Here is a 26551-nt window from a genome sequence, read left to right on the forward strand (position 1 = left end):
GGTCAGTATAGGAGTGAGTTTTTGCGCTACAATCAAAACATGCCTGGATGTGCACTAAGTGCACAACGTTGTTTTACCTGTAGATTTGTCAATAAATATGAAAAATGACGAGAGCACTGAGTACAAAACCGTACGCGGATTAACGCGCGGATTAATGTTATTAAATATGTTAAACCGCCTTGATGGTGGGGCCAGTGTTGGCTTACTTGCTGAGTTAAGCGGCCTGCATCGCACCACGGTCAGACGACTGCTGGAAACCCTGCAGGATGAGGGTTACGTCCGGCGCAGCCTGTCCGATGACAGCTTTCGCTTAACCATTAAAGTCCGCCAGCTCAGCGAGGGGTTTCGTGACGAGCAGTGGATTTCTGCACTCGCCGCCCCGCTGCTGGGGGATTTGCTGCGCGAGGTCATCTGGCCGACCGACGTTTCCACGCTGGATGTGGACGCGATGGTGGTACGTGAAACCACCCACCGCTTCAGCCGACTGTCATTTCACCGGGCGATGGTAGGGCGTCGTTTGCCACTGCTGAAAACCGCATCCGGCCTGACCTGGCTGGCATTTTGCCCAGAGAATGAACGTCAGGAACTGATTGAAATGCTGGCCTCGCGACCGGGAGAAGAGTTCCAGCTTGCGCGCGAACCGCTGAAGCTCAATGCCATTTTGACCCGCGCGCGAAAAGACGGTTTTGGCCAGAACTTTCGCGGTTGGGATCAGGAAGAGAAAATCGCTTCTATCGCCGTCCCCATCCGCAGCGAACAGAGGGTGATCGGCTGCCTGAATCTGGTGTATATGGCCAGCGCCATGACCATCGAACAGGCCGCGGAAAAGCATCTTCCGGCCTTACAAAAGGTGGCGAAACAGATAGAGGACGGCGTCGAGTCACAGGAGATTTTGGTTGCCGGGAGGTGAGATGGATCACAGTTATGCGGATCATCTGATTGATAGCTGGCATAATTCACTAACCGGCCGATATAACTCTGTGACGTCTTGCCCAAAAAATATCTTCATTACATAGTGTGCATTCGTTTTCTGCCAGGAGGCTGCATGTTAAAGGTCATTGCTGAGGATTTCATCAAACCTGAGTATATTGAAACCGTTCTCCCGTTGTATCGTGAGCTAATATCAGCAACGAAGAAAGAACCGCACTGCATTGCTTACGACCTCTATATTGATGAAAAAGATCCGGGCCATTTTATTTTTATCGAAGAATGGCCAAACCACGCCGCTCTCGATGAACATTGTGCCAGCGAGCATTTCCGACGACTTGTACCACTAATCGATCAATACACGCGCCAGGAAGCTCGTTACATACTGATGGATGACATGGTAAATCCGGCAGTCACATAAAAACAGGGGAATGTGGACAGGTGGGTTATGACGAAAGCAAGAGGATAACTTTTTGGCAGGATGCTCTACACCAAGGAAACCAGCCGGTTAGAAAATGAAAATCAACGATCCCAAAAACATGTTCTAAATTTGGAATTCATTCACTTGCCTAAAAACGAAATGAATAAAAAAACAAGATTCGTATATTGGCTGGATATATTTTATATCAAAATACAATCTGACAGAAACCAGCATTGATGACCGATAACTGTCAGATCGGACCTAAGTAGATAAGTATTAGCATTACACTTGAAGTGATACATGCTAAAAAGTCAATAAAAGGATTATAGTTTCGCAGTTAAAATCCAAACCACTTATTAGATAAGTTTGGGTCGAGAGCAATTACGAACATAGCGCCAGAATGACCACTATTTCCTGTATTTCCTGAAAGACCATCTCCACCCGAAGCACCAGGGGAGCCATTCCTTCCTGCAGAATTACAGAAATTTGCCAATTGACCTTCCGCTCCACCGGCTCCACCTCCTCCACCTAATCCACCTTCTCCCCCCTTACCACCAGCCCCCCCCTCGACAACAACATTGATCGCTTGAGTGAGTATTTGGTGATTGTTTGGGTCTGCACAAAGTGTAACTGTCCCCCCATTCCCTCCTATACCACCAACCCCTCCCGGCCCCCCAGCTCCACCTGCCCCTCCAGTCCCTCCTGTCCCAGGACCAGATGCGCAATAAGGCAACCATGCTTTTCCTCCAAATAGAATATCTTGAGATGCTTGCCTTGCTGAACTACCTCGAGAACCTGTACCGCCGTCTCCACCTTTTTGTCCCCGTCCACCGTTACCACCTGAACCACCTTTGACATTAATTTCTAAATTCCCATTACCTGCAAGAGTAGAGACAAACAAGGTTATATTTGGGGCATTTTGTCCGTCGATTCCTGCAACCCCATCCAATCCACCTGCCCCTGCGGATCCATGAGCACCTTCTCCAAGACCAGGAGCCCCCGATGCAGCCTGACCTCTATCAACTTGGTCAGAAGGAGACAAAACCTGACAAGTTATCGTTCCAACACCATCCTCAATAATAATAGTCTGAGCAGCGATAAACAGCTCAGATCTTTTCGTAAGGGCATTTGCACTAAATATAAGTCTAGCCCCCTTCTTAAAAAGTATCTCTTTTGCCCCAAAAAACCATGAATCAATAAACACATCTCCAGATATCACCCTTTGGGATTTTGATAATTCAATCGTCGTTCTAAGTCTCGGTACCGCGTCTCCAATAACTTCTTCTTTTCCATCAAATGTTCCTGCTAACCAAGCCATAACTCCTCCAGAATCCAATAAAATCAAGAAGCTAAAATAATTACTTCTCATGAGGTTTAGTAATGAAACTAAAATCCTATAGAGAAGACCGCTGACACTCATATACTCCGGTTCATTGTATCACCCAATATATTACCGCAATAATTTCAATATCAGCACACCAGGAGTATTACTCCTGCAAAGCAGTGTTTCATTTACAAAACTGGTTTTGATGATTATTTCGCAAACTAACATTCTATTCTTTATTTCTCACTGATTTGTTTTTCGACATCCATCTTTGCCTTGTCCGCCTCTACCCGCTTAATGTCCTTGACATTACTCATATAAGTCAAGATTGCATTCCAGAATGCAGAACCACCACTCGCAAGTAATCCCAACGTAATTAATCCCATATTTGTTGTTAAAAACACTATGTCAGTAGGCATAATGTTTTTTGATAGATATGCAGTAATTATTCCAGATAATACTGCTAGTACTTGTAAAATAGACCTTCGTTTATGTTCGCTGGCTTGATCACTCAGAGGTTCCCGAAGCATGGGGATAAAACCTTTAGTGATTTCAACTAAACGCTCTGAAGCGATGCTTAATGAAATCAGCACTCCAATAATAGAAATCAATTTTTCCATAACATCACCTTAGCGGTTATCATATACAAAACATAAGCATTAACAAACATTCCATTAGACTAATAGAAAAACACCTCATCACAGTAAAAACAACTTGTTGCAATCTTCCGTATAGAACTGATGAAACATCCTCTGATAGTGTTTATTTTTATAATTTATAACTCTTTTGTTTTGTATACGAATAAAGTATGATTATTATGCGTAAAAACCAAGATAGCGATTATACTTTTTTTTTAAAACTATGCTTTCTCGAAACAACTTTTCGACTATTTTTGTTGGAATTCAGTGTTAAATGGTAGAAAACTGAATTTATTATACTACTATTAGAAAATCGACTTCCGACTCAAGCCTACAAAGAGATTGTTCCAAGGAGGAGAGATACTTCAGGATAAAATACCAGTCCAGAAGGTTGACTGTCTATATTTTGTCATTTATAAAATAGTTTAGGTGATAGTGAAATCAAAGATTAAGATGGTTATATTTAAATGACTACATGGGGTTATAAAAATCTCACTTTTGCATTTATATTCAAACTATCAATATCTTTATATGTAAGTTATTAAAGACTAGGTGCCATATATATTTCTTTATTCATTACATACTTCGAGAGGTATAAACCATGGTTGTGATATTAGATGAGAAAATAGCTCGTTATGAAGATAGTCATCAGATTCACAGTGTAAGTATCATTGATTTTTATTTAAAGACGACTATGAAAAAACTTGAGCATAATCTTTATATAACCATAAACGGACCTGATGAAGATAAAGCTAAGAGTTGTTTTTATCAAGCGCTTCAAGCGGGGTTAATTACCGGAGTAGCGGCAGCATTTATTGGTGCTGGTGTAGGTGCAGCTGAATTAGGTTTCACTGTTGCTAAAAAAACTATGCTTGATTGCATGGGCAATGAGTTTGAAATTCGTCTGCGAGACGAGAGTCATTGGGTATACTGGGAAGTTTGAATCTATAATCAGGTTTAATTGGTTACTGGATTGATAATACCCCCTTGTAAACTAATATAAAAGGCATCCAGTCCCAACACTAACGAAGCTTTAGTCTGTTGCTCGTTAATTAATTTTATACAATTTCGGATCTCGCATCCTGACGCAAAACACAAATAAAAAAACCGAAACCCGCTCCTGAAAAGAGCAGCGTTCCGGTTTTTATTTAGTCTGAAGGGTTTCAGACTTTAAGCAGTTTCACCGTCGCGTCGATGTCGATTTCATCTTCCGAGAAGATCAGCGTCGTGCCCTGGAAGGTGGTGATGGCCAGCTTTTTCAGCGTGCGCATGTCGCCAGGCTTCACGTCTGACTTCGGCTTGATGCTATTCATCAGCGCGCCGACAGACAGCACTGCATTTTCTTTGTCGATACGGGTCTCAACAGGGACTTCTTCGCTGTACACCAGGAATGACTTGATCGCCGTGAGCTTCAGACGCTCGCCCGCGATATAGATGTATTTGCTGTCTGGTATGACTTTTACCGCGTAGGCAGACAAGCCTTTGTTGTTGGTGGTGGGCTCAAAAGTCACCGCCGCGTCTTTCTTGATCAGCTCAGGATTAGCAACCTTAATCACATGAAAATAGCGGTTGTCGCCGTTTTCATCTTTGATAAATCCAAAGCCTTTATCTTTAAACCACGTTGTGATTGTTCCGTTCATTGCTGTTTCCGCCTGATTAACCTATTACTCGTAGAGTATACCTACTCAATTTGCGCGCAGTGTAAAACACAGGCCATGTCTTTGGCTACTCGTTACCCCAACGATTGAGGAACTCTGCGATATCATCGATACGCTGAGCGTCGACACCAGCCACGGTTGCCATCTCCTGCTGCGCTTCTTCGCTGATCTCTTCGTTGTTCATCAAACGGGTGATCAACTGCTGGAAGTAGTGCGCCAGCGCGTCACGTTCTGTGTCGCTCACCGGCTTTGCGGCCTCGGTCGCGTACTCGTCGGCGATATCATAATATTTAAGCGGAATGTCGTTGTTCATCAGTTGCTCCGGGGTAAATGCGTGTGCCAGCAGTTGCCTGCCGCGTCTGATGTGAATGATAGCATTCTTATTTCATGGTTCGCGATCTGTTTTATTGGCCACTATGTATTACATATATCAATAATGTTTTCTGGCACCACTTCGTATTTAATAAACTTTTCCGTATTTAAATAACAGTATTCTTATTCAGTTCGATATAATGGCTACGAATTAAATAATAAGTCTGGAAGGAAATATTAATTTACTTTAATTACATAATTGATATCTGTCATCTGCAGTTGGCCCAATCCCATCGCTAGTCGCCCATTTGCCCACATTCATCTTCTGGACAACACTCTACGATGACACCACTGACCCAACACGTGGAGCAAACACCATGAACATCACGCAAATCCGTAACGCCACGCAGCACATCACCTTTGGTGGCAAAACCTTTCTGATCGACCCTATGCTGGCGGCAAAAGGCACTTATCCGGGCTTTGCTGGAACGGCACGCGCCGAGATCCGCAACCCGACCGTTGATCTGCCCGTCGATATCGACACCCTGCTCAACGTTGATGCGCTGATCGTGACCCATCTGCATGAAGACCACTGGGATGAAGCCGCGGCTCGTGTCGTGCCGAAAGACAAACCGATTTATGTGCAAAACGATCGCGATGCGCAGGTACTGCGGGAACAAGGTTTCACGCAACTGACCGTACTGACGCAAAACACCGCGCTCGGAGATATCACCCTGCGTAAAACAGGCGGCCAGCACGGTTCGGATCGCGCTTACGCCATCCCGCAAATGGCAGAGCGTCTGGGTGATGCCTGCGGGGTTATCTTCCAGCATCCGGCGGAAAAAACGCTGTATCTGGTCGGGGACACCATCTGGCGCGACGAGGTGGAAACCAACATGCGGACGTTCCAACCAGGCGTAGTCATTCTGAACGCAGGCTTTGCCCACGTTATCGGTTTTGGCCCAATTATCATGGGCGCGGAAGATGTGCTAAAAACCCACTTCACGCTGCCCGAAGCACAAATTGTGGCGACCCACATGGAGGCGATTAACCACTGTCTGCTGACTCGCTCAGCCTTGAAAGAGTACGCCCGCGACAACCAGATTGCGCAATTCGTTAACGTGCCGGAAGATGGCGAAACCCTGACGTTTTAAACTCCACAGAGGAATCGTATGCAACCGCTTAACGTCGCCATTGTTGCCGTGGAAGATTTCAGCCCGTTTCACTTCTCGGTGCCGTGCATTATTTTTAGCGACAAAGTAGCGGCGAAAAAGCGCTTTGAGGTGCAACTGTGCGCTGAACAGCCGGGCATCGTTTCCTCGCAGGATGGCTTCTCCATTACCGCAGCCTACGGCTATGAAGCGGTGGAGACCGCCGATATTGTGGTGATCCCCTGGTGGGGCACCACCGCGCATCGGCCACCACAAAGCCTGCTTGATGCGCTCAACCGCGCCCGACAAAACGGCGCGCAGATTGTCGGGCTATGTCTGGGCGCGTTTGTTCTCGGCTATGCCGGTCTGCTGGATGGCAAACGGGCGGCTACGCACTGGGAGTTCGAACAGGATTTTCAGGCGCGCTTTCCGGCCGCTCGTCTGGATATCAACGCGCTATACGTGGATGACGACGGTATTATTACTTCGGCAGGCACCGCCGCCGCGCTGGATTGCTGTCTGTATGTCATCCGTCAGCACTTTGGCAGCACGGTAGCGAATCAGATTGCCCGACGGATGATTGTGCCGCCACATCGCGAGGGCGGCCAGGCGCAGTTTATTGAGCAGCCGGTGGCGAAAAATACCAATGATCAGCGCATCAACGTCCTGCTCGACTATTTGCGCCAGCATCTCCATGAACCACATAACCTCGACGAGCTGGCGCAACGGGTGATGATGAGTCGTCGCACCCTCACCCGTCATTTTATGAAAGCCACCGGATCAAGCGTGGCTGAATGGTTGATTGCCGAGCGCCTGCGCCGTAGCCAGACGTTGCTGGAGTCCAGCCAGTTACCCGTTGAACGCATCGCCGAACAGGTTGGTTTTCAGTCGCCCGTCACCTGGCGCCAGCATTTTAAATCCCACTTTGGCGTTAGCCCGGCTGAATGGCGTAAAACCTTTCGCGGCGATTAGCCTCTTTTTTGCGCCAGCCAGACGGTGTGCCCGGTGCAGTGCGGATCGTCCATCACCATCTCGATCACCGCAAAGCCATGCGCTGACAGCAATGCGCGGTATTCGTCCGGCGCGAGGCTGGCGTGAAACAGCGGCTCGCCCTCAAATTGCCCCATCGCGATGCCGTTGTCCGTGCCGCTGGTAAACATCAGGGCGCTGCCGGGATGGCTTAGGCGGTCAAAAATCGGGAACATCTTTTGCTGGTCCTGCTGAGTTAAATGGAAAAAGCTGTCCCAGGCGATCAGACCATCGAAAGTCTCATTGAGTGTCAGCTCGCGCATATCCTGCTCCAGCCAGCGCTGTGCGGGAAAAGTGTTCCGGGCCCGCGCCAGCATCGCCGGGGAACCATCAACGCCGGTAAGCTGAAAACCTTGCTGGATAAAATAACCGGCGATCGGCTGACCGTTGCCGCAGCCAATATCCACAATGCTGCCCTGCCCGCCGATCACGGAAATAAATTTATCGAGCCAGCTTTTCTCGAACAAGGTGCGCGAGCGCTGGCTGGCAAAGGCATCCGCATAACGTCGGTAGATGGACAGAATATTATTTGCCGCAGAATCGCTCACAATGTCCTCACTTTTTTCTTCTGTTAGGTATATAACGACGATAAATCCTCCAGCACACTATCCTCAAACCCTGGAATGTGCCTCGCAGAACCCATGCGCAAATACCCCAAAACCGTCCCGCTGTGGCATCATAGCGCACAGATAACGTCATGACAGGGGTGATAAACGTGAAACCGGTAACGCTATACGATGTTGCAGACCATGCAGGCGTCTCTTACCAGACTGTCTCGCGCGTCGTGAACCAGGCCAGCCACGTTTCCGCAAAAACCCGACAGAAAGTTGAGGCCGCGATGGCGGAACTCAATTACATCCCTAACCGCGTCGCACAGCAGCTGGCTGGCAAACAGACGCCGCTGATTGGCGTTGTGACGGCAAACCTTGCCCTGCATGCCCCCTCACAAATCGTTGCCGCCATAAAATCCCGCGCCGACCAGTCTGGTGCCAGCGTGGTGATCGCCATGGTCGAGCGCAGCGGCGTGGAGTCCTGTAAAGCTGCGGTCCACAATCTGCTTGCTCAACGTGTAACCGGGCTTATCATCAACTATCCGCTGGATGAAGAAGACGCTATTGCCGTGGCCGCCGCCTGCGGTACGGTGCCGGTGCTGTTTCTCGATGTCTCTGACCTGACGCCAATTAACAGCGTGATTTTCTCTCATGACGATGGCGCGCGCCTCGGCGTTGAACACCTGGTGCAGTACGGACATCAGCGTATCGCCCTGCTGAGCGGGCCGCACACTTCCGTTTCGGCAAGGCTTCGACATGCGGGCTGGCACAAGTATCTGGCACATTACCAGCTACAACCCGCTGTGGAGCTGGAAGGCGACTGGAGCGCGATGTCTGGTTTTCAGCAAACGATGCACATGCTAAATAACGGTAACCCCCCTACCGCCATGCTGGTCGCTAACGATCAAATGGCGCTGGGCGCAATGCGGGCAATCAGCGAGTTCGGTCTGCGGGTCGCCGTAGATATATCGGTAATAGGCTACGATGACACAGAAGACAGCGCCTGTTACATCCCACCGCTGACCACCATCAGGCAGGATTTCCCGTTGCTGGGTGAAACCAGCGTCGACAGGCTGCTGCAACTCCCCCGTGGCGAATCAACCGCGGGCAACCAACTGCTGCCAGTCACCCTGGTCAAGCGCAAAACGGTTCTGCCTCCCGATACGCAAACCACCACTCCCCAGGCGCTGGCGGATTCACTGATCCAGCTGGCACGGCAAGTTTCTCAGCTCACCCCTAAAATGTGAACGCATAACAATTGTGTGAGTCAGTTCACTTATTGAACGCCCCATCCTTTACAGCAAGGAGCGCTTGTTCGTATTTTGATTGAAATTGTGAGCGAGTAACAAATTCAAACAGGATACCGTTATGAACCTGAACACAGATTCACTCTCCGCTGTTCTGGCCCGCCGCGACTGGGAGAATCCCGGCGTCACGCAGCTCAACCGGCTGGAAGCGCATCCGCCTTTTTGTAGCTGGCGCTCAGCGGATGATGCACGTACCAATCAGCGCTCGACTCAGTTACGCTCGCTGAATGGCCAGTGGCAATTTGCCTGGTTTGCCGCACCGGAGGCTGTGCCGGAAAGCTGGCTGACAAGCGATCTGCCACAGGCAGACATCATCAACGTCCCCTCTAACTGGCAGATGGACGGTTATGATGCGCCAATTTATACCAACGTCACCTACCCAATCCCGGTTAATCCTCCGTACGTTCCGGCACAGAATCCGACAGGATGTTACTCGCTCACATTTAATATCGAAGACGCGTGGTTAGATGAAGGTCAGACGCGCGTTATTTTTGACGGGGTCAATTCCGCATTTCATTTGTGGTGCAATGGTCGCTGGGTCGGTTACGGTCAGGACAGCCGTCTACCGTCTGAGTTTGATCTTAGCGATTATCTGCTGCGCGGCGAAAACCGCCTGGCTGTGATGGTGCTGCGCTGGAGCGACGGCAGCTATCTGGAAGACCAGGACATGTGGCGCATGAGCGGCATTTTTCGCGATGTCTCCCTGCTGCATAAGCCCACTACGCAAATCCGCGACCTGCGCATTAATACCCGATTTAATGACGACTTCAGCCGCGCCACGCTGGAAGCGGAAGTCAGAGTTGCGGGCAGCGAGAGCGAAGATTTACGCGTCACCCTACAATTGTGGGAAGGTGAAACGCTCAGCCACGAAACGACCTCACCGCTCGGCAGCGAGATCATTGATGAACGCGGCGCTTATCATGACCGGGTGACTCTACGTCTGAACGTCGAAAAACCGGCGCTGTGGAGTGCCGAAACGCCCAATCTGTACCGCGCCGTTGTGCAGTTACGTACCGCGGACGGAGTGCTGATTGAAGCGGAAGCCTGTGACGTTGGCTTTCGCCAGGTTTGTATCGAAAACGGTCTGCTGCTGTTAAACGGCAAGCCGCTGTTGATTCGCGGTACCAACCGCCATGAGCACCATCCGGTCAACGGCCAGGTGATGGATGAGGCGACGATGGTGCAGGACATCATCCTGATGAAGCAGAATAACTTCAACGCCGTGCGCTGTTCCCATTACCCGAACCATCCGCTGTGGTACACCCTGTGCGATCGCTACGGCCTGTATGTGGTCGACGAAGCCAACATTGAAACCCACGGCATGGTGCCGATGAATCGCCTCACCGACGATCCCGCCTGGCTGCCAGCCATGAGCCAGCGCGTCACGCGCATGGTGCAGCGCGATCGCAACCATCCGAGCATTATCATCTGGTCACTGGGCAATGAATCCGGCCATGGCGTCAATCACGACGCGCTCTACCGCTGGATAAAATCAGAAGATCCGTCACGTCCGGTACAATATGAAGGCGGCGGCGCAAATACCGCGGCGACCGACATTATTTGCCCGATGTACGCCCGCGTCGATCAGGATCAGCCCTTCCCGGCTGTTCCCAAATGGTCGATTAAAAAGTGGCTGTCGATGCCAGGCGAACAACGCCCGCTGATCCTTTGTGAATACGCCCACGCTATGGGCAACAGCTTTGGCGGCTTCGCCAAATACTGGCAAGCGTTCCGTCAGTATCCGCGCCTGCAGGGCGGATTTGTCTGGGACTGGGTGGATCAGTCGCTGACCAAATATGATGAGAACGGCAAATCGTGGTCAGCCTACGGTGGCGATTTTGGCGACACGCCTAACGATCGTCAGTTTTGCATGAACGGGCTGGTGTTCGCCGATCGCACCCCGCATCCGGCGTTATATGAGGCCAAGCATGAACAGCAGTTTTTCCAGTTCACGCTACTGCCGGGCGCTGAACGCCAGATTGAAGTGACCAGCGAATATCTGTTCCGCCGCAGCGATAACGAAGTTCTGCACTGGTCGATTGCCCTGGATGGCAACCCGCTGGCCGCCGGAGAAATCGTTCTGGATATCGCCCCACAGGGCCGCCAGGTGATTACCCTGCCGAACGTTCCGATGCCGGACACCGCAGGCGAGCTGTGGCTGACGGTGCGCGTAGAGCAGCCTCAGGCGACCGCATGGTCAGAAGCCGGGCACATCAGCGCCTGGCAGCAGTGGGAGCTGGAAGAGAAGCTCAGCCTGGTACGTCCATCACGCGCCAGCAGCGCACCACAACTGGATGTTAGCGAAAGCAATTTTACCGTGGTGGCCAACAACACACGCTGGCAATTCGATCGTCAGTCCGGCCTGCTGACACAATACTGGATTGATGATGCAGCCCAGCTGTTAACCCCGCTGACCGACCAGTTCACCCGTGCGCCGCTGGACAACGACATCGGCGTGAGCGAGTCAACCCGCATCGACCCTAACGCCTGGGTCGAGCGTTGGAAGGCTGCCGGTCATTATCAGGTCGAAGCAACGTTACTGCACTGTGCTGCCGATACTCTCAGCAATGCGGTACTGATCACCACCGAACATGCGTGGCAGTATCAGGGCAAAACGCTGTTCATCAGCCGAAAAAACTACCGCATTGACGGCAGTGGTGAAATGCAAATAACGGTGGATGTCTACGTTGCCAGCGGTACGCCGCATCCGGCCCGCATCGGCCTGAGCTGCCAGCTGGCGCAGGTCGCAGAGCGAGTGAACTGGTTAGGTCTCGGCCCACATGAGAACTACCCGGACCGCCTGGGCGCCGCCTGTTTTGATCGCTGGGATCTGTCGCTTGATGAGATGTACACCCCGTATGTTTTCCCAAGTGAAAACGGTCTGCGCTGCGGCACGCGCGAACTGCACTACGGCGCGCATCAGTGGCGCGGAGACTTCCAGTTCAACATCAGCCGCTTTAGCCAGCAGCAACTGATGGAAACCAGCCACCGCCATTTGCTGCAACCTGAAGCGGGCACCTGGCTCAATATTGATGGCTTCCATATGGGCGTCGGCGGCGATGATTCGTGGAGTCCATCCGTGTCGCCGGAATTTCTGCTGAGCGCCGGACGTTATCACTACCAGGTTATCTGGGGTTAAACATAATAATAATGGGCAGGTTATGACCTGCCCTTATTTTGCCTGAGGAAGTCAGTTATGTATTATTTAAAAAACACTAACTTTTGGATGTTCGGCTTTTTCTTCTTCTTTTACTTTTTTATTATGGGTGCGTATTTCCCCTTCTTCCCTATCTGGTTACACGATGTAAACCATATCAGCAAAGGCGATACCGGTATCATCTTCGCCTGTATCTCACTGTTTTCTTTGTTATTCCAGCCAATTTTTGGACTGCTATCCGATAAGCTTGGCCTGCGTAAACATCTGCTGTGGGTAATTACCGGCATGCTGGTAATGTTTGCCCCGTTCTTTATTTACGTTTTTGGTCCGTTATTACAGGTTAATATTTTACTGGGTTCAATTGTCGGCGGAATTTATCTTGGCTTTATTTACAATGCCGGCGCTCCGGCGATTGAAGCCTATATTGAAAAAGCCAGCCGCCGAAGCAACTTTGAATTTGGTCGCGCGCGCATGTTTGGCTGCGTGGGCTGGGCGCTGTGCGCCTCGATTGCCGGCATTATGTTCACCATCAATAACCAATTTGTCTTTTGGTTAGGCTCCGGCTGTGCAGTCATTCTGGCATTGCTGCTGTTATTTTCAAAAACAGATGCCCCCTCTTCTGCAAAAGTCGCAGATGCGGTAGGCGCCAATAACTCGGCATTCAGCCTGAAACTGGCGCTGGAGTTATTCAAACAACCGAAACTTTGGTTTCTCTCCCTGTACGTGGTTGGCGTTTCCTGTACTTACGATGTGTTTGACCAGCAGTTCGCCAACTTCTTTACCTCGTTCTTTGCCACCGGCGAACAGGGCACCCGCGTGTTTGGCTACGTCACGACCATGGGTGAATTACTCAATGCCTCGATCATGTTCTTTGCGCCGCTGATTGTGAATCGCATTGGCGGGAAGAACGCCCTGCTGCTGGCCGGTACGATCATGTCGGTGCGAATCATAGGCTCGTCATTCGCTACCACTGCATTGGAGGTCGTGATCCTCAAAACGCTGCATATGTTTGAGATACCGTTCCTGATCGTCGGCTGCTTCAAGTACATCACCAGTCAGTTTGAAGTACGTTTCTCGGCCACGATTTACCTGGTATGTTTCTGTTTCTTCAAACAGTTAGCAATGATTTTCATGTCAGTTCTGGCCGGGAAAATGTATGAGAGTATTGGTTTCCAGGGAGCGTATCTGGTGCTGGGGATTATTGCGCTGAGCTTCACGCTGATTTCCGTATTTACCCTTAGCGGGCCGGGGCCGTTTTCCCTGCGGCGGCGTCGCGAAAGCGTCGCGCTGTAAAAGCCTCTTTGCCGGATGCACCACTCACGTGGTTTATCCGGCCTACAACGCGCCATCTTCACACGACCATCCTGACCTGGAGGTTTAAGTTCTGCGGGCAACAAACCGCTTTTTTACCATTATGGTAAAACGGGGCGAGAAGCCAGGTCATAGCATGAGCAGAAAGACAATTGCGGTAACGGCGCTCTTTATCAGCGCATTACTTTCAGGATGTGGCAGCATTGATGCACGCACGGCAGGCGAGAATTCAGATACCTATTACGTGGGTATGCATCATGATATTGATAAACTAAAAAACCCAGGCGCTTACGATTATAACTATTTCGATTTAGCGCTGTTATTTGTTGATGTACCGTTATCGATCGTGGCCGATACGGTTTATGCGCCGTTTGATTACTATCACGGGCCGTATAAGAAAGTTGATTAGGACGTAGGCCCGGTAAGCATTGCGCCACCGGGCATCACACGATGTTACTCTTCAATCGCCTGACGAATTTGCTGCAACGACGCGGGATCGTCAATGGTCGTTAGATCGCCAGGATCGCGGCCTTCACAGATCGCCTGGATCGTCCGTCTGAGCATTTTGCCGGAGCGCGTTTTCGGCAACTGCGACACAAACCAGACGTGCGCCGGACGACCAAAGTTACCAATCTGACTGTCCACCAGCGCCATAATCGCCTTCTCTTCCGAATGCGCGATGTCGCGATCTTCAAGGCTGTCGCTCTGTTTCGGAATAACAAACGCGACTGCTACCTGCCCCTTCAGCGCGTCCTTCACGCCGACCACCGCCACTTCGGCAACGTTCGGATAGCTGGAAATACTCTCCTCTATCTCACGCGTCCCCAACCGGTGCCCGGCCACGTTAATGACATCATCCGTACGGCCAAGGATGAAGTAATAGCCGTCAGCGTCACGAATGCCCCAGTCAAAGGTGGCGTACACCTGGCGAGAAAACAGCGACCAGTAGGTATTCACAAACCGCGCGTCATCCCCCCAGATGGTCTGAATACAGCCCGGCGGCAGCGGCCCTTCAATCACCAGCATGCCCTTCTCATTCGCTTCGCATGGCTCACCGCTTACCTCATTGAGCAACTGCACGTTATAGCCGTACATCGGCACGCCAGGACTGCCCAGCCGCGCCGGGCGGTCGTCCAGCCCGCGGGCGATCGCCATAATCGGCCAACCGGATTCGGTCTGCCAGTAGTTGTCGATAACCGGGACGCCCAGCGTTTCCGTTACCCAACTGGCGGTCGGTTCGTCCAGCGGCTCCCCCGCCAGATACAGCACCTCCAGCGAGGAGAGATCGTGATTACGGATTTGCGCGGTCGGGAATTTCTTCAGTACACGTATCGCCGTTGGCGCGGAGAACATCCGGCTGACCTGATACTTCTCAACAATTTTCCACCATACGCCACAGTCCGGATACGTTGGCAGCCCTTCGTACACCACCGTCGCCATTCCCGCCAGCAGTGGGGCATACACGATATAGGAATGCCCAACCACCCAGCCGATATCCGATGCGCAGAAGAACACGCCGCCCGATTTACCGCCGAAAATGGTGTCCATCGAGGTCGCCAGCGCGACCGCGTAGCCGCCAACGTCGCGCTGCACGCCTTTCGGTTTACCGGTTGTCCCGGAGGTGTAGAGAATGCAGGACGTTTCGTTCGACTCCAGCCAGGCAACCGGCACCCGCGCGCCGAGATGCTGTTGGCGCAGCGCGGCAAAGTCGAGGTCTCGCCCCTCTACTCGCGCCATTTTCGCCAGACCGCGATCGACCAATACCACATGACGCGGCTGGTGCTGCGCCTGATCGATCGCATCATCGAGCAGCTTTTTATACGGCAGGATTTTGCCGCCGCGCGCCCCGGCATCCGCCGACACGATAACCACCGGTCGGGCGTCGTCGATACGCGCCGCTACGCTGTGCGAGGCGAAACCACCGAACACCACCGAGTGGATCGCCCCAATGCGCGCGCAGGCCAGCAGCGTAATGTGCGCCTCGGCGATCATCGGCATATAAACCAGTACCCGATCGCCGCGCTGTACGCCCAGTGACAACAACATCGCCGCCGCGACGTTCACTTCGTCATACAGCTGACGAAAGGTAAACGTGCGTTCTTCTTCAGTTTCTGATGACACAGCAATCAGCGCCAGCGCGTCAGGCTGTTTCTCCAGCCAGCGGTCGATGGCGTTGTGGCACAGATTGGTCGTGCCGCCGCAAAACCAGCGGGCAAACGGCGGATTACTGTGGTCCAGCACCTGCGTATACGGCTGCTGCCAGTCAATACGCTGGGCCTGCTCGGCCCAGAACGACTCCGGCTGCGTAATAGAACGTTGATAAAACTCGCTATAAGACATAATGCTCTCTTGTTGAACTTACGCCTTGCCGCACGCAGGTTTAGATTACATAAAGGTCCATATACTCATTGACCGGCATCTGCTCCAGGCGAGTTCTGTCCAGGGAGACATCCAGGATGCGCTGCTGCTGACGGGTCGGGAACTGACGCGCTAGGTTAATTTTGAACTTCTCGACCAGTTTCGGCATACCGTCATTACGACGGCGCGCGTGGCCGATTGGGTATTCCACTACCACTTCTTCAAAGCGTGAGCCGTCGGTGAATTCCAGCGTGATGGCATTCGCGATGGCGCGTTTTTCCGGGTCGTGGTAATCGGCAGTAAAGGCCGGATCTTCGAAGCAGCTAATCTTTTCACGCAGGGCGTCAATGCGTTTATCCTGCGCCACGCCGTCTTCGTAATCTGCCGCCGTTAAGCGTCCGAACAGCAACGGGATAGCCACCATGTACTGGATGCAGTGATCACGATCCGCCGGGTTATTCAGCGGGCCTTTTTTATCGATGATGCGGATACAGGCTTCGTGCGTACGAATGGTCACTTTTTCGATATCGGCAGCGGTCTTACCGGCGGCCTGTAACTGCTCGTACAGCGTCATCGCCGCTTCTACCGCGGTCTGCGAGTGGAACTCTGCCGGGAAGGAAATTTTAAACAGCACGTTTTCCATCACGTATGAACCGTACGGACGCTGGAAGCGGAAAGATTCGCCTTTGAAAGAGACATCGTAAAAGCCCCAGGTTTTCGCCGTCAGCGCGGACGGGTACCCCATTTCACCGGTTTTCGCCATCAGCGCCAGACGTACCGCGCGCGATGTCGCATCGCCTGCCGCCCAGGATTTACGCGTGCCGGTATTCGGCGCATGACGATAGGTACGCAGCGACTGACCGTCGACCCACGCCAGCGAGACGGCGTTGAGAATTTCATCCCGGTTCAGGCCGAGCATCTCGGCAACTACCGCCGTTGAGGCGACTTTGACCAGCAGGACGTGATCCAGTCCTACGCGGTTGAAGGAGTTTTCCAGCGCGATACAGCCCTGAATTTCATGGGCTTTAATCATTCCGGTTAACACTTTTTTCATGGTTAACGGCGCTTTCCCCACCGCAACTGCATTGCGCGACAGCCAGTCAGCCGTCGCCAGAATACCGCCGAGGTTATCGGAAGGATGGCCCCATTCCGCGGCCAGCCAGGTATCGTTAAAGTCCAGCCAGCGGATCATCGCGCCGATGTTAAACGCCGCCTGCACTGGATCAAGCTGGAACTGGGTGCCCGGAACGCGCACACCGTTCGGGACGACAGTACCCGGTACGATCGGCCCCAGCAATTTTTTACAGGCCGGATATTCCAGCGCTTCCAGGCCACAGCCAAGGGTATCAAGCAGGCAATAATGCGCGGTGTCATACGCCACCTTCGAGGTGATCTCATAGTTCATGACGTAATCAACGATATCAACGATTTCGCGGTCAAATTCAGGGCGGACGTTCGAAATATTTGCGGACATAGGGTACAACTCCTGTTTTTATCTTTATACCCGTCATACTTCAATCTGCATGCGCGTTGGCTACGCTCGCTCACCCCAGTCACATAGTTCGCTATGCTCCTGGGGGTTCACTCACTTGCCGCCTTCATGCAACTCGAATTATTTAGGGTATAGAGGTTTTGAATTAACAACGTTTTTCAATCGGGACAAATTCGCGATCTTCCGGGCCGGTATAGTTGGCGGAAGGACGGATGATTTTGTTGTCCTGGCGCTGTTCGATGATGTGCGCCGCCCAGCCGGTGACGCGGGCGATAACGAACAGTGGTGTGAACATTTCAGTGGGGACGCCCATCATGTTGTAGGAAACCGCCGAGAACCAGTCGAGGTTGGGGAACATCTTTTTCGTTTCCCACATCACCTCTTCCAGACGATCGGCAATGTTGTACATTTTCAGCGAACCGCCTTCCTGAGAAAGCTGTTTCGCCACGCGCTTGATCACCTGATGGCGCGGGTCGGCGATGGTGTAAACCGGGTGACCAAAGCCAATCACCACTTCTTTGTTTTCAACGCGTTTACGGATATCCGCTTCGGCTTCGTCCGGCGTTTCGTAGCGCTGTTGGATCTCCAGCGAGACTTCATTCGCGCCGCCGTGTTTCGGCCCACGAAGTGCGCCAATTGCGCCGATAATCGCGGAGTACATATCAGAGCCCGTTCCCGCAATCACACGCCCCGTGAAGGTAGAAGCGTTAAACTCGTGCTCGGCATACAGCACCAGCGAAATGTGCATCGCCTTTTCCCAGCTTTGCGACGGCTTTTCACCATGCAGCAAATGCAAGAAGTGACCGCCAATAGAATCATCGTCGGTTTCCGGCTGAATGCGCTCGCCGTTATGGCTGTAGTGATACCAGTACAGGAGGATAGAACTGAGCGAAGCCAGTAGTTTGTCGGCAATATCACGTGCGCCGGATACGGTATGTCCTTCTTTTTCCGGCAGCGTACAGCCCAGCGCGGAAACACCAGTACGCATCACATCCATCGGATGTGAGGCAGCAGGAAGCGCTTCCAGTACGGTACGCACGTTAGCGGGCAATCCGCGCAGCGCTTTCAGTTTGCTTTTATAGGCGGTGAGCTCATCACGGGTGGGTAATTTCCCGTGAATCAGCAGATGCGCAACTTCTTCAAATTCGCACTGTTGCGCCAGATCTAGAATATCGTAGCCACGATAGTGCAGATCGTTACCGCTTTTACCCACGGTACATAAGGCAGTATTTCCGGCAGCGACACCTGACAGCGCAACCGATTTTTTAGGTTTAATGACATGGGTACTGTTTTGCAGGATCGTTGTGTCGCTCATGTTGTCCTCGTCATTTTTATAATATGTAGGGTACAAATTTATTGCCGGATGGCGGCTACGCCTTATCCGGCCTACAACGGCTACTTTTTGGTGTACAACGCGTCGAGCTTCTCTTCGAACTGGTAGTAATTGATGCTTTCGTACAGCTCGTTGCGCGTCTGCATAATGTCGATAACGTTCTTTTGCGTACCTTCCTGACGCAGCACGTTGTAAACCTTCTCCGCCGCGCGGTTCATGGCGCGGAAAGCTGACAGCGGGTACAGCGCCATCGCGACGTTCGCGCTGCGCAGTTCATCGGTGGTAAACAGCGGCGTAGCGCCAAACTCAGTAATGTTGGCGAGGATTGGTACCTGTACCGCATCAGCAAACTGGCGGTACATCGCAAGTTCGGTAATGGCTTCCGGGAACAGCATGTCAGCGCCCGCTTCGACATACGCCTGGGCACGATCGATGGCTGCCTCTAACCCTTCCACCGCCAGCGCATCGGTCCGCGCCATAATCACAAAGTTGGGATCGGTGCGCGCATCAACGGCGGCGCGGATCCTGTCGACCATCTCTTCTTTCGAGACGATCGCCTTGTTCGGACGATGACCGCAGCGCTTGGCGCCAATTTGATCTTCAATATGCAGCGCAGCAGCACCCGCTTTGGAAATCGACTTGACGGTACGCGCCACGTTGAATGCAGACGATCCAAAACCGATATCCGCATCCACCAGCAATGGCAGCGGGCAAACATCCGTAATGCGACGAATATCAGTCAGCACATCATCAAGGGTTGAAATACCGAGATCCGGCAGCCCCAGCGATCCCGCCGCGACGCCGCCGCCGGAGAGATAAATCGCCTGATAGCCGGCGCGTTGAGCCAGCAGAGCGTGGTTGGCGTTGATGGTGCCAACGATTTGTAATGGGTTTTCTTTGGTGAGCGCAGCGCGAAACGCCAGCCCTGGGGAGTGTAGAGACATATCCCGTCCTCTTGTTATCAACTTGTTATCGTTCGTTGATATTTCTAAAGCAAGGGGTATGCCAAAGACCTTAACTTCTGCTCAAATTCTATTTTTTATTTTTAAAACAATGAATTATATTTATTACCTGCATTTTTTATATACAAAAGCGTGTCAGCTATCGTTTCATGAAACGTTCCTTCACGTTTCATTGCAACATTTATGAAACACAACTAAACCCTACTACTCGGTTCCTTACTTTTTGGGGTTGGTTATGGCAGATACGCATCTACCGCCGCGAGTGAACGACGATAAACCGGTTATCTGGACAGTCTCAGTCACCCGCCTGTTTGAACTTTTTCGCGACATCAGTCTGGAGTTCGACCACCTGGCGACCATCACCCCCATTCAGCTTGGTTTTGAAAAAGCGGTGGCCTATATCCGTAAGAAGCTGGCCACCGAGCGTTGCGACGCCATCATTGCGGCGGGCTCCAACGGAGCGTATCTGAAAAGCCGTTTATCGATTCCGGTGATCCTGATTAAACCCAGCGGATTCGACGTGCTGCAGGCGCTGGCAAAAGCCGGGAAGCTCACCTCGTCGATTGGCGTCATTACCTATCAGGAAACCATCCCTGCGCTTCTCGCCTTTCAAAAAACCTTCAATTTGCAGCTTGAACAGCGCAGCTATATCACCGAAGAAGATGCCCGTGGGCAAATCAACGAGCTGAAGGCCGGCGGCACACAAGCGGTGGTTGGTGCGGGATTAATTACCGATCTGGCAGAAGAAGCAGGTATGACCGGCATCTTTATCTATTCGGCGGCCACCGTGCGCCAGGCTTTTGTCGATGCGCTGGATATGACCCGCCTGACGTTGCGCAGAAACGGTCAGTACGCTTCTGGCGATACGTTACGCACCCGTTATGCGCTGGGAGATATGCGCGGTCACTCTGCGCAGATGGAACAGGTGCGGCACACCATTATGCTCTACGCCCGTTCGCGTGCGCCGGTCCTCATTCAGGGCGAAACAGGAACGGGTAAAGAGCTGGCCGCACAGGCCATTCACCGTGAGTTTTTCACCCGTCAGGAGAATCGGCGCGGTAAACCCTCGCCGCCGTTTGTTGCCGTCAACTGCGGGGCAATCACCGAGTCATTGCTGGAAGCGGAGCTGTTCGGCTATGAGGATGGCGCCTTTACCGGCTCTCGCCGGGGAGGGCGCGCGGGCCTGTTTGAAATCGCTCACGGCGGAACCCTGTTTCTTGATGAGATAGGCGAGATGCCGCTGCCGTTACAAACCCGACTGCTACGCGTGCTGGAAGAAAAAGAGGTTACCCGGGTCGGGGGACATCAGCCGATTCCGGTCGATGTCCGGGTGATTAGCGCCACGCACTGTAATCTGGAGCAGGAGATGAAACAGGGAGAGTTTCGTACCGATCTGTTTTATCGCCTGAGCATTTTACGCCTCAAGCTGCCGCCGCTGCGCGAGCGGTTGCCCGATATCCTGCCACTGGCGGAGGGCTTTTTAAAACAGTCGCTGGCGGAACTGGACGTACCTTTTTCTGAGCCAGTGCGCAAGGGGCTGGGATTAAGTCAGCCGACGCTGCTGAATTATGGCTGGCCGGGGAATATCCGCGAACTGCGTAATATGATGGAACGCCTGGCGCTGTTTTTAAGCGTCGAGCCGCAGCCAGAGCTGAATGTGGATTTTTTACAACAGCTATTACCGGAACTGGCCATTGCTGCTGACTCCCCGCAGCTATCCACATCGTTGACGCCGCAGCAGGTGTTGGCGCAATTCAATGGTGATAAAACCGCAGCTGCACGCTATCTCGGAATTAGCAGAACCACGTTCTGGCGCAGATTAAAAGAAAACCCGCCGGTACAATGACCGACGGGTGTCGTATTTTTTACAGCTGCACGTTATTTTTTCTTGTAAATATTCGCTGTGCCATGGATTTTGTTATCCGTTTGGCCGGAGGTTAATACCACCACGTCAGCGCCTTTCTCTTCAGCTTTCTTCAGAAGGTCTTCTTTCGCATCCGAAGTAGAGACTTCATTACTCGTTGAAATATCACCGATTTTTGTATACTGAGACTCAACCTTTTCAAACTCAACCTTCGTCATAAATTCCGCGGCATACGCGTTGGTAACAACAAAAGCTAACGCACCAATAAGTACTTTAATTCCAGTTTTCATATAAAAGCTCCAGATTTTGTTATATATGCCATCATCGCCCCCTGAACATTCGACATGCGAGTCAAGGATGATTAATAAGTAGTTCAGGCTGACAAAAAGATCCAGAGCAGGCGGAAATATAAAGAGATTTTGCGAATCGTTAATTACGAAAAACGCAGTGGCGCTGCGTTTAACGCGCAGTGTGAGTGAATGCGCAGAATGACGTGCGCACTAAAATTATAGTGTTAGCTGTCTTTCCCGTGTTTACTAATGGAAACGTTGTCTATGGAACCTTTGCACGCCGTTGTACTCACCGTCAGCCTCTTTGTTTTAACCTTTTTTAACCCCGGCGCAAATCTGTTCGTGGTGGTACAAACTAGCCTGGCATCCGGACGACGCGCAGGCGTGATGACCGGTCTTGGCGTGGCCTTAGGCGATGCGTTCTATTCCGGTCTTGGGCTCTTTGGTATGGCAACGCTAATCACCCAGTGTGAAGAGATATTTTCATTGATTAAAATTGTCGGCGGCGCCTATCTGCTGTGGTTCGCCTGGAACAGCATCCGCCATCAGGCTACACCGCAAATGCCCACGCTACAGCAGCCGCTTTCGGCTCCATGGTATGTGTTTTTCCGCCGTGGATTATTAACGGATTTATCTAATCCGCAAACCGTGCTGTTTTTTATTAGTATCTTCTCGGTCACTTTGAGCGTAGACACACCTACGTGGGCCAGACTGATGGCCTGGGCAGGCATTGTGTTGTCTTCCGTTATCTGGCGTATTTTTCTCAGCCAGGCATTTTCTTTGCCCGCTGTGCGCCGTGCTTATGGCCGCATCCAACGCGTTGCCAGCCGAGTCATTGGCGCAATAATAGGTGTCTTCGCGCTAAGGCTTATTTATGAAGGTATTAGCCATCGTTAAGAGAGTTTAACTTGACCATCGTGACGTAATTGTCCGTAATACCGCCTGAATTTTTAATCGCAGGTTGAGTGGCAGTGAGATGGAACAGGTTGAACCGGTAAACGACACATTACTCCTTACGGAATGGCAGGCGCTGATACGACAAACATCGCCTGAAGTTCACACGCTCCTCACATCGTTAAGCGATGAAGAGATCCGCCATTTAGTGACCGTTTTTTATGACTATATGCTCTCCCATGCCCAGAGCGCATTGTTCCTCAATACAGAACAGGTCAGTACCCGTCTCAGCGGCAGTATGTTTGACTGGTTACGCAGCGTGCTTGGCAGCGCGCATGAAGATCTCTCACAACTGCTGGACAAACAGCGCAAAATTGGCGTGGTGCATGCCCGCATCGGTCTGCCCATCGATCTGGTGAATCGCGGTGCACGCAAGCTCAAAGATGAGCTGTATCGGGTGTTGAAAACCAAAGCTGACGACTCATCTTCCCTGCTGAGCAATGCTATCTGTTTCAGCAGTCTGGCAATGGATACAGCGCTGGAGGCCATGACCGTCTCCTATTCGCCAAGCCATCAAAACTCCCTGCATACGCAGGAGCAGTATCGTCTGCAGACTATTTACGATGACGTTAACGTCGAGCGCGAACGGCAAATCCGTTCGTTTACCGACTGGGAAAACCAGTTTATCTATAACATTGCCACCGGAATGCCTTTCGGTGAAATGGTGTTTCTGGCGAACTCTGATTTTGGTATGTGGTTCTCGCATAAGGGAAAACATATTCTTGGCAACAGCAATTTGCTCAAAGAAATGGAATCACTGATTGCAGAGATCGACGCCCGTCTGATGACCACCCTGTCACCTCATCATCAGCCGACAGAACCCGAGCGGATGAGCTTATTACAGGATGTTCGCCAGTTGTCGGCAAAAATCCATTTCCTGCTCGCTTCAATGTTTGAGGCGCTGGTTAAGCAGGAAAATGGTAAAGATTCGCTGACCCAGTTGCTTAATCGCCGCTTTATTCCGACCATCATGCGACGCGAAATCTCGCTGGCGTTACATGCGCGTAAGCCTTTTAGCCTGGCGATGCTGGATATCGACTACTTCAAGCAAATTAACGATAACTTCGGGCATAATACCGGCGATCTGACGCTCAAAAATGTCGCAGCGGTCATTTATGATCATATCCGTAGCAGCGATTACGTGTTCCGCTACGGTGGTGAAGAATTTATGATTCTGCTTGTCGAGTCAGATAAATCGCAGGCCAGTATTATTCTGGAAACGCTGCGTATGAAAATTGCCGGGATGCGCATGGCAGCCTCTGCGACAGAAACGTTTTCTATTACCGTCAGTATCGGTATTGCCGAATATGATTATCATCCCGACTACAAACAGCTGGTTGATAAAGCCGATCGCGCACTTTATCAGGCAAAAAGTAATGGTCGCGACCGCGTTGAGGTTTATCAGGAATAATCATTGTCCTGTAGAGAAATAAATACCCCGTTCAGGGTATTTATCTGACTTGCGATAAATATCAAGCTGTTATTTTTATTCAGGCGTATTGGCATGATGAAAATAACAGCCACGTAATAAGATGCAAATCAAATACACCAAATCTGAATAGCGCTAGCATATCCCGGTGATGACGCCTTCTGAATGCAGAAGGGGAAATATGAGGGATAGTATAAAATCATGAACGGGAAGAAGAGAACGCGCTGGCAGCGCCGTCCTGGCACGATCGGAGGCAAACTGCCGTGGAACGACTGGCGCAACGCCAGCAGCTGGCGAAAAGCCACACAGTTTCTCCTGCTGGCTATTAATATTTATATTGGCGTAACGTTCTATTACTGGGTCCGCTATTTCGAAACCGCCGGTACCAGCGTCTATATTCCAAGGCCAGGTGGTATTGAAGGATGGCTACCAATCGCGGGTTTGATGAATATCCGCTATACGCTGGAGACTGGTTTTCTTCCGCCTATCCATGCCGCCTCTATGCTGCTGTTAGTTGCGTTTATCCTGATTAGTTTGTTGTTAAAAAAAGCCTTCTGTTCGTGGTTATGCCCGGTGGGCACGCTGTCCGAACTGCTCGGCAATCTGGGGAAAAAAGTATTTGGTCGCAACTTCACGCTGCCGCGCTGGCTGGATATCCCGCTGCTCAGCCTGAAGTATCTGTTGCTGAGTTTCTTTTTGTATATCGCCCTGTCGATGCCTGCGCAGGGGATTCAGTATTTTCTAATGTCGGCCTATGGCATGATTATCGACGTGAAGATGCTCGATTTCTTTCGCCATATTGGCTCCGCTACGCTCATCTTTGTAGTCGTTGTCAGCGTACTGAGCCTGTTTATTCGCAATGTCTGGTGCCGCTATCTGTGCCCTTATGGTGCGCTGCTCGGCCTGTTCTCGCTATTCTCGCCGTTTAAAATCCGCCGTAACGCAGACAGCTGCATCGACTGCGGAAAATGCGCGAAAAACTGCCCATCGAATATCCCGGTCGACAGACTGATTCAGGTGCGTACCGTGGAATGCACTGGCTGCATGACCTGCGTTGAATCCTGCCCGGTAGCCTCAACGCTGAGCTTTTCACTGCAGACTCCGCCTGGAGCACAAGGCAACGATGGTAAATCGTTATGGCGTCAGAGGACGATGTCAGGTGTTGCCATGACGCTACTGGTGCTTGGCATTCTGTTTGCCACCATTGGTTATGCCGTTTATGCCAATGTCTGGGATACGCCAGTACCCGATCATATGTATTTCCAGCTGATCCCGAAGGCAAACATGATCGGCCATTAATTTTTTATCCGTATGTTCAAAACCCTGCCAATTCTGGCAGGGTTTCACGCCTGCCCTGCCATTTTAAGACAATTGAACTTGTGCCACCGCGCTCTCGTTTATACAACCTTAAATATCATCCGTAATAATTTTTCTATTTTGTTATGGGCGACTGGGATCAAAATAATGAACGGGATAACATCATGACTAAAATAAAACTGGCACTGCTATTACCTCTGTTTCTGGCAGGTTGTACGATGAGTGACGGGGAATTAAGAAACGCTTACGCTCAGCATTATCAGCAACCTGGTGCCTATGTAGATGCTTATAAACAGAAAATAGCCAGTATGGATATTCATGCGCTGGCCCAATATGCCGCCGCAGAAGATAAGAAAAAAATGCGTGGGCAGCCAAGACTGAAAATCGACGAATTTATTACCATTGAGAACGTGCAGGCGAAAGAAAATCGGGTGGTCTACGATTACTCACTGTCCGAAAGCTGGCTGGCGCTGTCCGCAGATAAACAGCGCGAGAAGCAGACCAATATGAATAAAGACCTGATCTACCGTACCTGCTCGCTGGAAACGGTACGTCTGGCACAGGCAAAAGGGCTGGAAGAAGAGCATAACTATTACAGCCAGTACCCAGACAAAGTCGCCTTTACTTTGAGAACCAGCGCGCAGATTTGTATGCAAAACGGTTTTACACAATAACCGCAATCCACAATGCCTGATGCGCTGCGCTTATCAGGCCTACGATTTGCACGCTGCCGTAGGCCGGATAAAGCGCCCGCGCGCAGATTTGT

The 26551-nt window shown here is 51.3% G+C and carries 24 protein-coding genes; 14 read left to right on the forward strand and 10 right to left on the reverse strand.

The genetic code is table 11. The features are described from left to right. Nucleotides 1-97: 97 nt before the first annotated feature. Together OGY83_RS11255 and OGY83_RS11260 are read left to right on the forward strand one after the other, a co-directional pair. Nucleotides 98-910 (forward strand): DNA-binding transcriptional regulator, encoded by an 813-nt coding sequence (locus OGY83_RS11255; RefSeq protein ID WP_003838640.1) that lies wholly within the window; start codon nt 98-100, stop codon nt 908-910. Between the two features lie 135 nt (nt 911-1045). After that, the gene (locus OGY83_RS11260; RefSeq protein ID WP_286635882.1) at nt 1046-1348 is read left to right on the forward strand and encodes a putative quinol monooxygenase; all 303 of its coding nucleotides are present in this window, start codon (nt 1046-1048) and stop codon (nt 1346-1348) included. Nucleotides 1349-1685: 337 nt separating this feature from the next. Here OGY83_RS11260 and OGY83_RS11265 read toward each other — a convergent pair whose 3' ends face one another. Together OGY83_RS11265 and OGY83_RS11270 are read right to left on the reverse strand one after the other, a co-directional pair. Further along, nucleotides 1686-2768: a hypothetical protein gene (locus tag OGY83_RS11265; protein WP_286635883.1), complete on the reverse strand. Its 1083-nt coding sequence runs from the start codon at nt 2766-2768 to the stop codon at nt 1686-1688. Nucleotides 2769-2908: 140 nt separating this feature from the next. Continuing rightward, on the reverse strand, nt 2909-3292 hold the full coding sequence (locus tag OGY83_RS11270; RefSeq protein ID WP_286635884.1) for a hypothetical protein: 384 nt from the start codon (nt 3290-3292) through the stop codon (nt 2909-2911). A 619-nt stretch (nt 3293-3911) separates the two neighbouring features. Between OGY83_RS11270 and OGY83_RS11275 the strand changes: the two genes are divergently transcribed. Next, a complete protein-coding gene (locus OGY83_RS11275) occupies nt 3912-4253 on the forward strand; it encodes a hypothetical protein (RefSeq protein ID WP_286635885.1) in 342 nt (113 codons plus the stop codon). 220 nt (nt 4254-4473) lie between these two features. On the opposite strand, the gene OGY83_RS11280 is transcribed toward OGY83_RS11275, so the two are convergent. Together OGY83_RS11280 and OGY83_RS11285 are read right to left on the reverse strand one after the other, a co-directional pair. Then, nucleotides 4474-4950, reverse strand: coding sequence for a cold-shock protein (locus tag OGY83_RS11280; RefSeq protein ID WP_286635886.1), 477 nt, complete (start codon nt 4948-4950; stop codon nt 4474-4476). Between the two features lie 85 nt (nt 4951-5035). Beyond that, entirely contained in the window at nt 5036-5281 is a 246-nt protein-coding gene (locus OGY83_RS11285) for a YmjA family protein (protein WP_003021350.1), read from the reverse strand. Between the two features lie 376 nt (nt 5282-5657). Between OGY83_RS11285 and OGY83_RS11290 the strand changes: the two genes are divergently transcribed. Together OGY83_RS11290 and OGY83_RS11295 are read left to right on the forward strand one after the other, a co-directional pair. Continuing rightward, on the forward strand, nt 5658-6434 hold the full coding sequence (locus tag OGY83_RS11290) for an MBL fold metallo-hydrolase (protein ID WP_079940041.1): 777 nt from the start codon (nt 5658-5660) through the stop codon (nt 6432-6434). A gap of 18 nt (nt 6435-6452) precedes the next feature. Further along, nucleotides 6453-7403, forward strand: coding sequence for a GlxA family transcriptional regulator (locus OGY83_RS11295; RefSeq protein WP_286635887.1), 951 nt, complete (start codon nt 6453-6455; stop codon nt 7401-7403). On the opposite strand, the gene OGY83_RS11300 is transcribed toward OGY83_RS11295, so the two are convergent. Further along, on the reverse strand, nt 7400-8008 hold the full coding sequence (locus OGY83_RS11300; RefSeq protein ID WP_286635888.1) for a class I SAM-dependent DNA methyltransferase: 609 nt from the start codon (nt 8006-8008) through the stop codon (nt 7400-7402). The two genes, OGY83_RS11295 and OGY83_RS11300, sit on opposite strands and share 4 nt — an antisense overlap. A 158-nt stretch (nt 8009-8166) precedes the next feature. On the opposite strand from OGY83_RS11300, the gene OGY83_RS11305 reads away from it, so the two are divergent. The 4 genes from OGY83_RS11305 (at nt 8167) to OGY83_RS11320 (ending at nt 14195) form a co-directional block, all read left to right on the forward strand. Next, nucleotides 8167-9258, forward strand: coding sequence for a LacI family DNA-binding transcriptional regulator (locus OGY83_RS11305; RefSeq protein ID WP_286635922.1), 1092 nt, complete (start codon nt 8167-8169; stop codon nt 9256-9258). 121 nt (nt 9259-9379) lie between these two features. Continuing rightward, entirely contained in the window at nt 9380-12457 is a 3078-nt protein-coding gene (locus OGY83_RS11310) for a beta-galactosidase (protein WP_286635889.1), read from the forward strand. A gap of 57 nt (nt 12458-12514) precedes the next feature. Then, nucleotides 12515-13768 (forward strand): MFS transporter, encoded by a 1254-nt coding sequence (locus tag OGY83_RS11315; protein WP_048226366.1) that lies wholly within the window; start codon nt 12515-12517, stop codon nt 13766-13768. A gap of 154 nt (nt 13769-13922) precedes the next feature. Then, on the forward strand, nt 13923-14195 hold the full coding sequence (locus OGY83_RS11320; RefSeq protein ID WP_123268907.1) for a YceK/YidQ family lipoprotein: 273 nt from the start codon (nt 13923-13925) through the stop codon (nt 14193-14195). 44 nt (nt 14196-14239) lie between these two features. On the opposite strand, the gene prpE is transcribed toward OGY83_RS11320, so the two are convergent. The 4 genes from prpE to prpB form a co-directional block, all read right to left on the reverse strand. Beyond that, nucleotides 14240-16126, reverse strand: a complete 1887-nt coding sequence (gene prpE, locus OGY83_RS11325; RefSeq protein WP_286635890.1) for a propionate--CoA ligase — start codon at nt 16124-16126, stop codon at nt 14240-14242. A 40-nt stretch (nt 16127-16166) separates the two neighbouring features. Further along, nucleotides 16167-17618, reverse strand: coding sequence for a bifunctional 2-methylcitrate dehydratase/aconitate hydratase (locus tag OGY83_RS11330; protein WP_286635891.1), 1452 nt, complete (start codon nt 17616-17618; stop codon nt 16167-16169). Between the two features lie 163 nt (nt 17619-17781). Next, nucleotides 17782-18951, reverse strand: coding sequence for a bifunctional 2-methylcitrate synthase/citrate synthase (prpC, locus tag OGY83_RS11335; RefSeq protein WP_032942476.1), 1170 nt, complete (start codon nt 18949-18951; stop codon nt 17782-17784). 80 nt (nt 18952-19031) lie between these two features. Further along, nucleotides 19032-19913 carry a methylisocitrate lyase gene (gene prpB / locus OGY83_RS11340; RefSeq protein ID WP_003830903.1) on the reverse strand — a complete coding sequence of 294 codons (882 nt, stop codon included), beginning with the start codon at nt 19911-19913 and terminating at the stop codon, nt 19032-19034. Nucleotides 19914-20166: 253 nt separating this feature from the next. Here prpB and prpR point away from each other — a divergent pair, with 253 nt between their 5' ends. Further along, nucleotides 20167-21777 (forward strand): propionate catabolism operon regulatory protein PrpR, encoded by a 1611-nt coding sequence (gene prpR / locus OGY83_RS11345; protein WP_286635892.1) that lies wholly within the window; start codon nt 20167-20169, stop codon nt 21775-21777. 32 nt (nt 21778-21809) lie between these two features. Here prpR and yahO read toward each other — a convergent pair whose 3' ends face one another. Beyond that, nucleotides 21810-22085: a DUF1471 family periplasmic protein YahO gene (yahO, locus tag OGY83_RS11350; RefSeq protein WP_032942474.1), complete on the reverse strand. Its 276-nt coding sequence runs from the start codon at nt 22083-22085 to the stop codon at nt 21810-21812. A 264-nt stretch (nt 22086-22349) separates the two neighbouring features. Between yahO and OGY83_RS11355 the strand changes: the two genes are divergently transcribed. The 4 genes from OGY83_RS11355 (at nt 22350) to OGY83_RS11370 (ending at nt 26459) form a co-directional block, all read left to right on the forward strand. Beyond that, nucleotides 22350-22982, forward strand: a complete 633-nt coding sequence (locus OGY83_RS11355; protein WP_079940031.1) for a LysE family transporter — start codon at nt 22350-22352, stop codon at nt 22980-22982. 79 nt (nt 22983-23061) lie between these two features. Further along, nucleotides 23062-24450 carry a diguanylate cyclase gene (locus OGY83_RS11360; RefSeq protein WP_286635893.1) on the forward strand — a complete coding sequence of 463 codons (1389 nt, stop codon included), beginning with the start codon at nt 23062-23064 and terminating at the stop codon, nt 24448-24450. Nucleotides 24451-24669: 219 nt separating this feature from the next. Continuing rightward, the gene (locus OGY83_RS11365; protein ID WP_286635894.1) at nt 24670-25767 is read left to right on the forward strand and encodes a 4Fe-4S binding protein; all 1098 of its coding nucleotides are present in this window, start codon (nt 24670-24672) and stop codon (nt 25765-25767) included. Between the two features lie 182 nt (nt 25768-25949). Then, the gene (locus OGY83_RS11370) at nt 25950-26459 is read left to right on the forward strand and encodes a hypothetical protein (RefSeq protein WP_228100409.1); all 510 of its coding nucleotides are present in this window, start codon (nt 25950-25952) and stop codon (nt 26457-26459) included. Nucleotides 26460-26551: the final 92 nt, after the last annotated feature.

The organism is Citrobacter sp. Cpo090, from assembly GCF_030332665.1.
Lineage (GTDB): Bacteria > Pseudomonadota > Gammaproteobacteria > Enterobacterales > Enterobacteriaceae > Citrobacter > Citrobacter portucalensis.

What these genes read in the sequence shown, in the direction of transcription:
- prpR (WP_286635892.1), top strand. Translation starts at nt 20,167, where the DNA reads ATGGCAGATACGCATCTACCGCCGCGAGTGAACGACGATAAACCGGTT.
- OGY83_RS11275 (WP_286635885.1), top strand. Translation starts at nt 3,912, where the DNA reads ATGGTTGTGATATTAGATGAGAAAATAGCTCGTTATGAAGATAGTCAT.
- OGY83_RS11295 (WP_286635887.1), top strand. Translation starts at nt 6,453, where the DNA reads ATGCAACCGCTTAACGTCGCCATTGTTGCCGTGGAAGATTTCAGCCCG.
- OGY83_RS11285 (WP_003021350.1), bottom strand. Translation starts at nt 5,281, where the DNA reads ATGAACAACGACATTCCGCTTAAATATTATGATATCGCCGACGAGTAC.
- prpC (WP_032942476.1), bottom strand. Translation starts at nt 18,951, where the DNA reads ATGAGCGACACAACGATCCTGCAAAACAGTACCCATGTCATTAAACCT.
- OGY83_RS11355 (WP_079940031.1), top strand. Translation starts at nt 22,350, where the DNA reads ATGGAACCTTTGCACGCCGTTGTACTCACCGTCAGCCTCTTTGTTTTA.
- OGY83_RS11260 (WP_286635882.1), top strand. Translation starts at nt 1,046, where the DNA reads ATGTTAAAGGTCATTGCTGAGGATTTCATCAAACCTGAGTATATTGAA.
- yahO (WP_032942474.1), bottom strand. Translation starts at nt 22,085, where the DNA reads ATGAAAACTGGAATTAAAGTACTTATTGGTGCGTTAGCTTTTGTTGTT.
- OGY83_RS11280 (WP_286635886.1), bottom strand. Translation starts at nt 4,950, where the DNA reads ATGAACGGAACAATCACAACGTGGTTTAAAGATAAAGGCTTTGGATTT.
- OGY83_RS11315 (WP_048226366.1), top strand. Translation starts at nt 12,515, where the DNA reads ATGTATTATTTAAAAAACACTAACTTTTGGATGTTCGGCTTTTTCTTC.
- OGY83_RS11370 (WP_228100409.1), top strand. Translation starts at nt 25,950, where the DNA reads ATGACTAAAATAAAACTGGCACTGCTATTACCTCTGTTTCTGGCAGGT.
- OGY83_RS11330 (WP_286635891.1), bottom strand. Translation starts at nt 17,618, where the DNA reads ATGTCCGCAAATATTTCGAACGTCCGCCCTGAATTTGACCGCGAAATC.
- OGY83_RS11365 (WP_286635894.1), top strand. Translation starts at nt 24,670, where the DNA reads ATGAACGGGAAGAAGAGAACGCGCTGGCAGCGCCGTCCTGGCACGATC.
- prpE (WP_286635890.1), bottom strand. Translation starts at nt 16,126, where the DNA reads ATGTCTTATAGCGAGTTTTATCAACGTTCTATTACGCAGCCGGAGTCG.
- OGY83_RS11290 (WP_079940041.1), top strand. Translation starts at nt 5,658, where the DNA reads ATGAACATCACGCAAATCCGTAACGCCACGCAGCACATCACCTTTGGT.
- OGY83_RS11360 (WP_286635893.1), top strand. Translation starts at nt 23,062, where the DNA reads ATGGAACAGGTTGAACCGGTAAACGACACATTACTCCTTACGGAATGG.
- OGY83_RS11255 (WP_003838640.1), top strand. Translation starts at nt 98, where the DNA reads ATGAAAAATGACGAGAGCACTGAGTACAAAACCGTACGCGGATTAACG.
- prpB (WP_003830903.1), bottom strand. Translation starts at nt 19,913, where the DNA reads ATGTCTCTACACTCCCCAGGGCTGGCGTTTCGCGCTGCGCTCACCAAA.
- OGY83_RS11265 (WP_286635883.1), bottom strand. Translation starts at nt 2,768, where the DNA reads ATGAGTGTCAGCGGTCTTCTCTATAGGATTTTAGTTTCATTACTAAAC.
- OGY83_RS11320 (WP_123268907.1), top strand. Translation starts at nt 13,923, where the DNA reads ATGAGCAGAAAGACAATTGCGGTAACGGCGCTCTTTATCAGCGCATTA.
- OGY83_RS11270 (WP_286635884.1), bottom strand. Translation starts at nt 3,292, where the DNA reads ATGGAAAAATTGATTTCTATTATTGGAGTGCTGATTTCATTAAGCATC.
- OGY83_RS11310 (WP_286635889.1), top strand. Translation starts at nt 9,380, where the DNA reads ATGAACCTGAACACAGATTCACTCTCCGCTGTTCTGGCCCGCCGCGAC.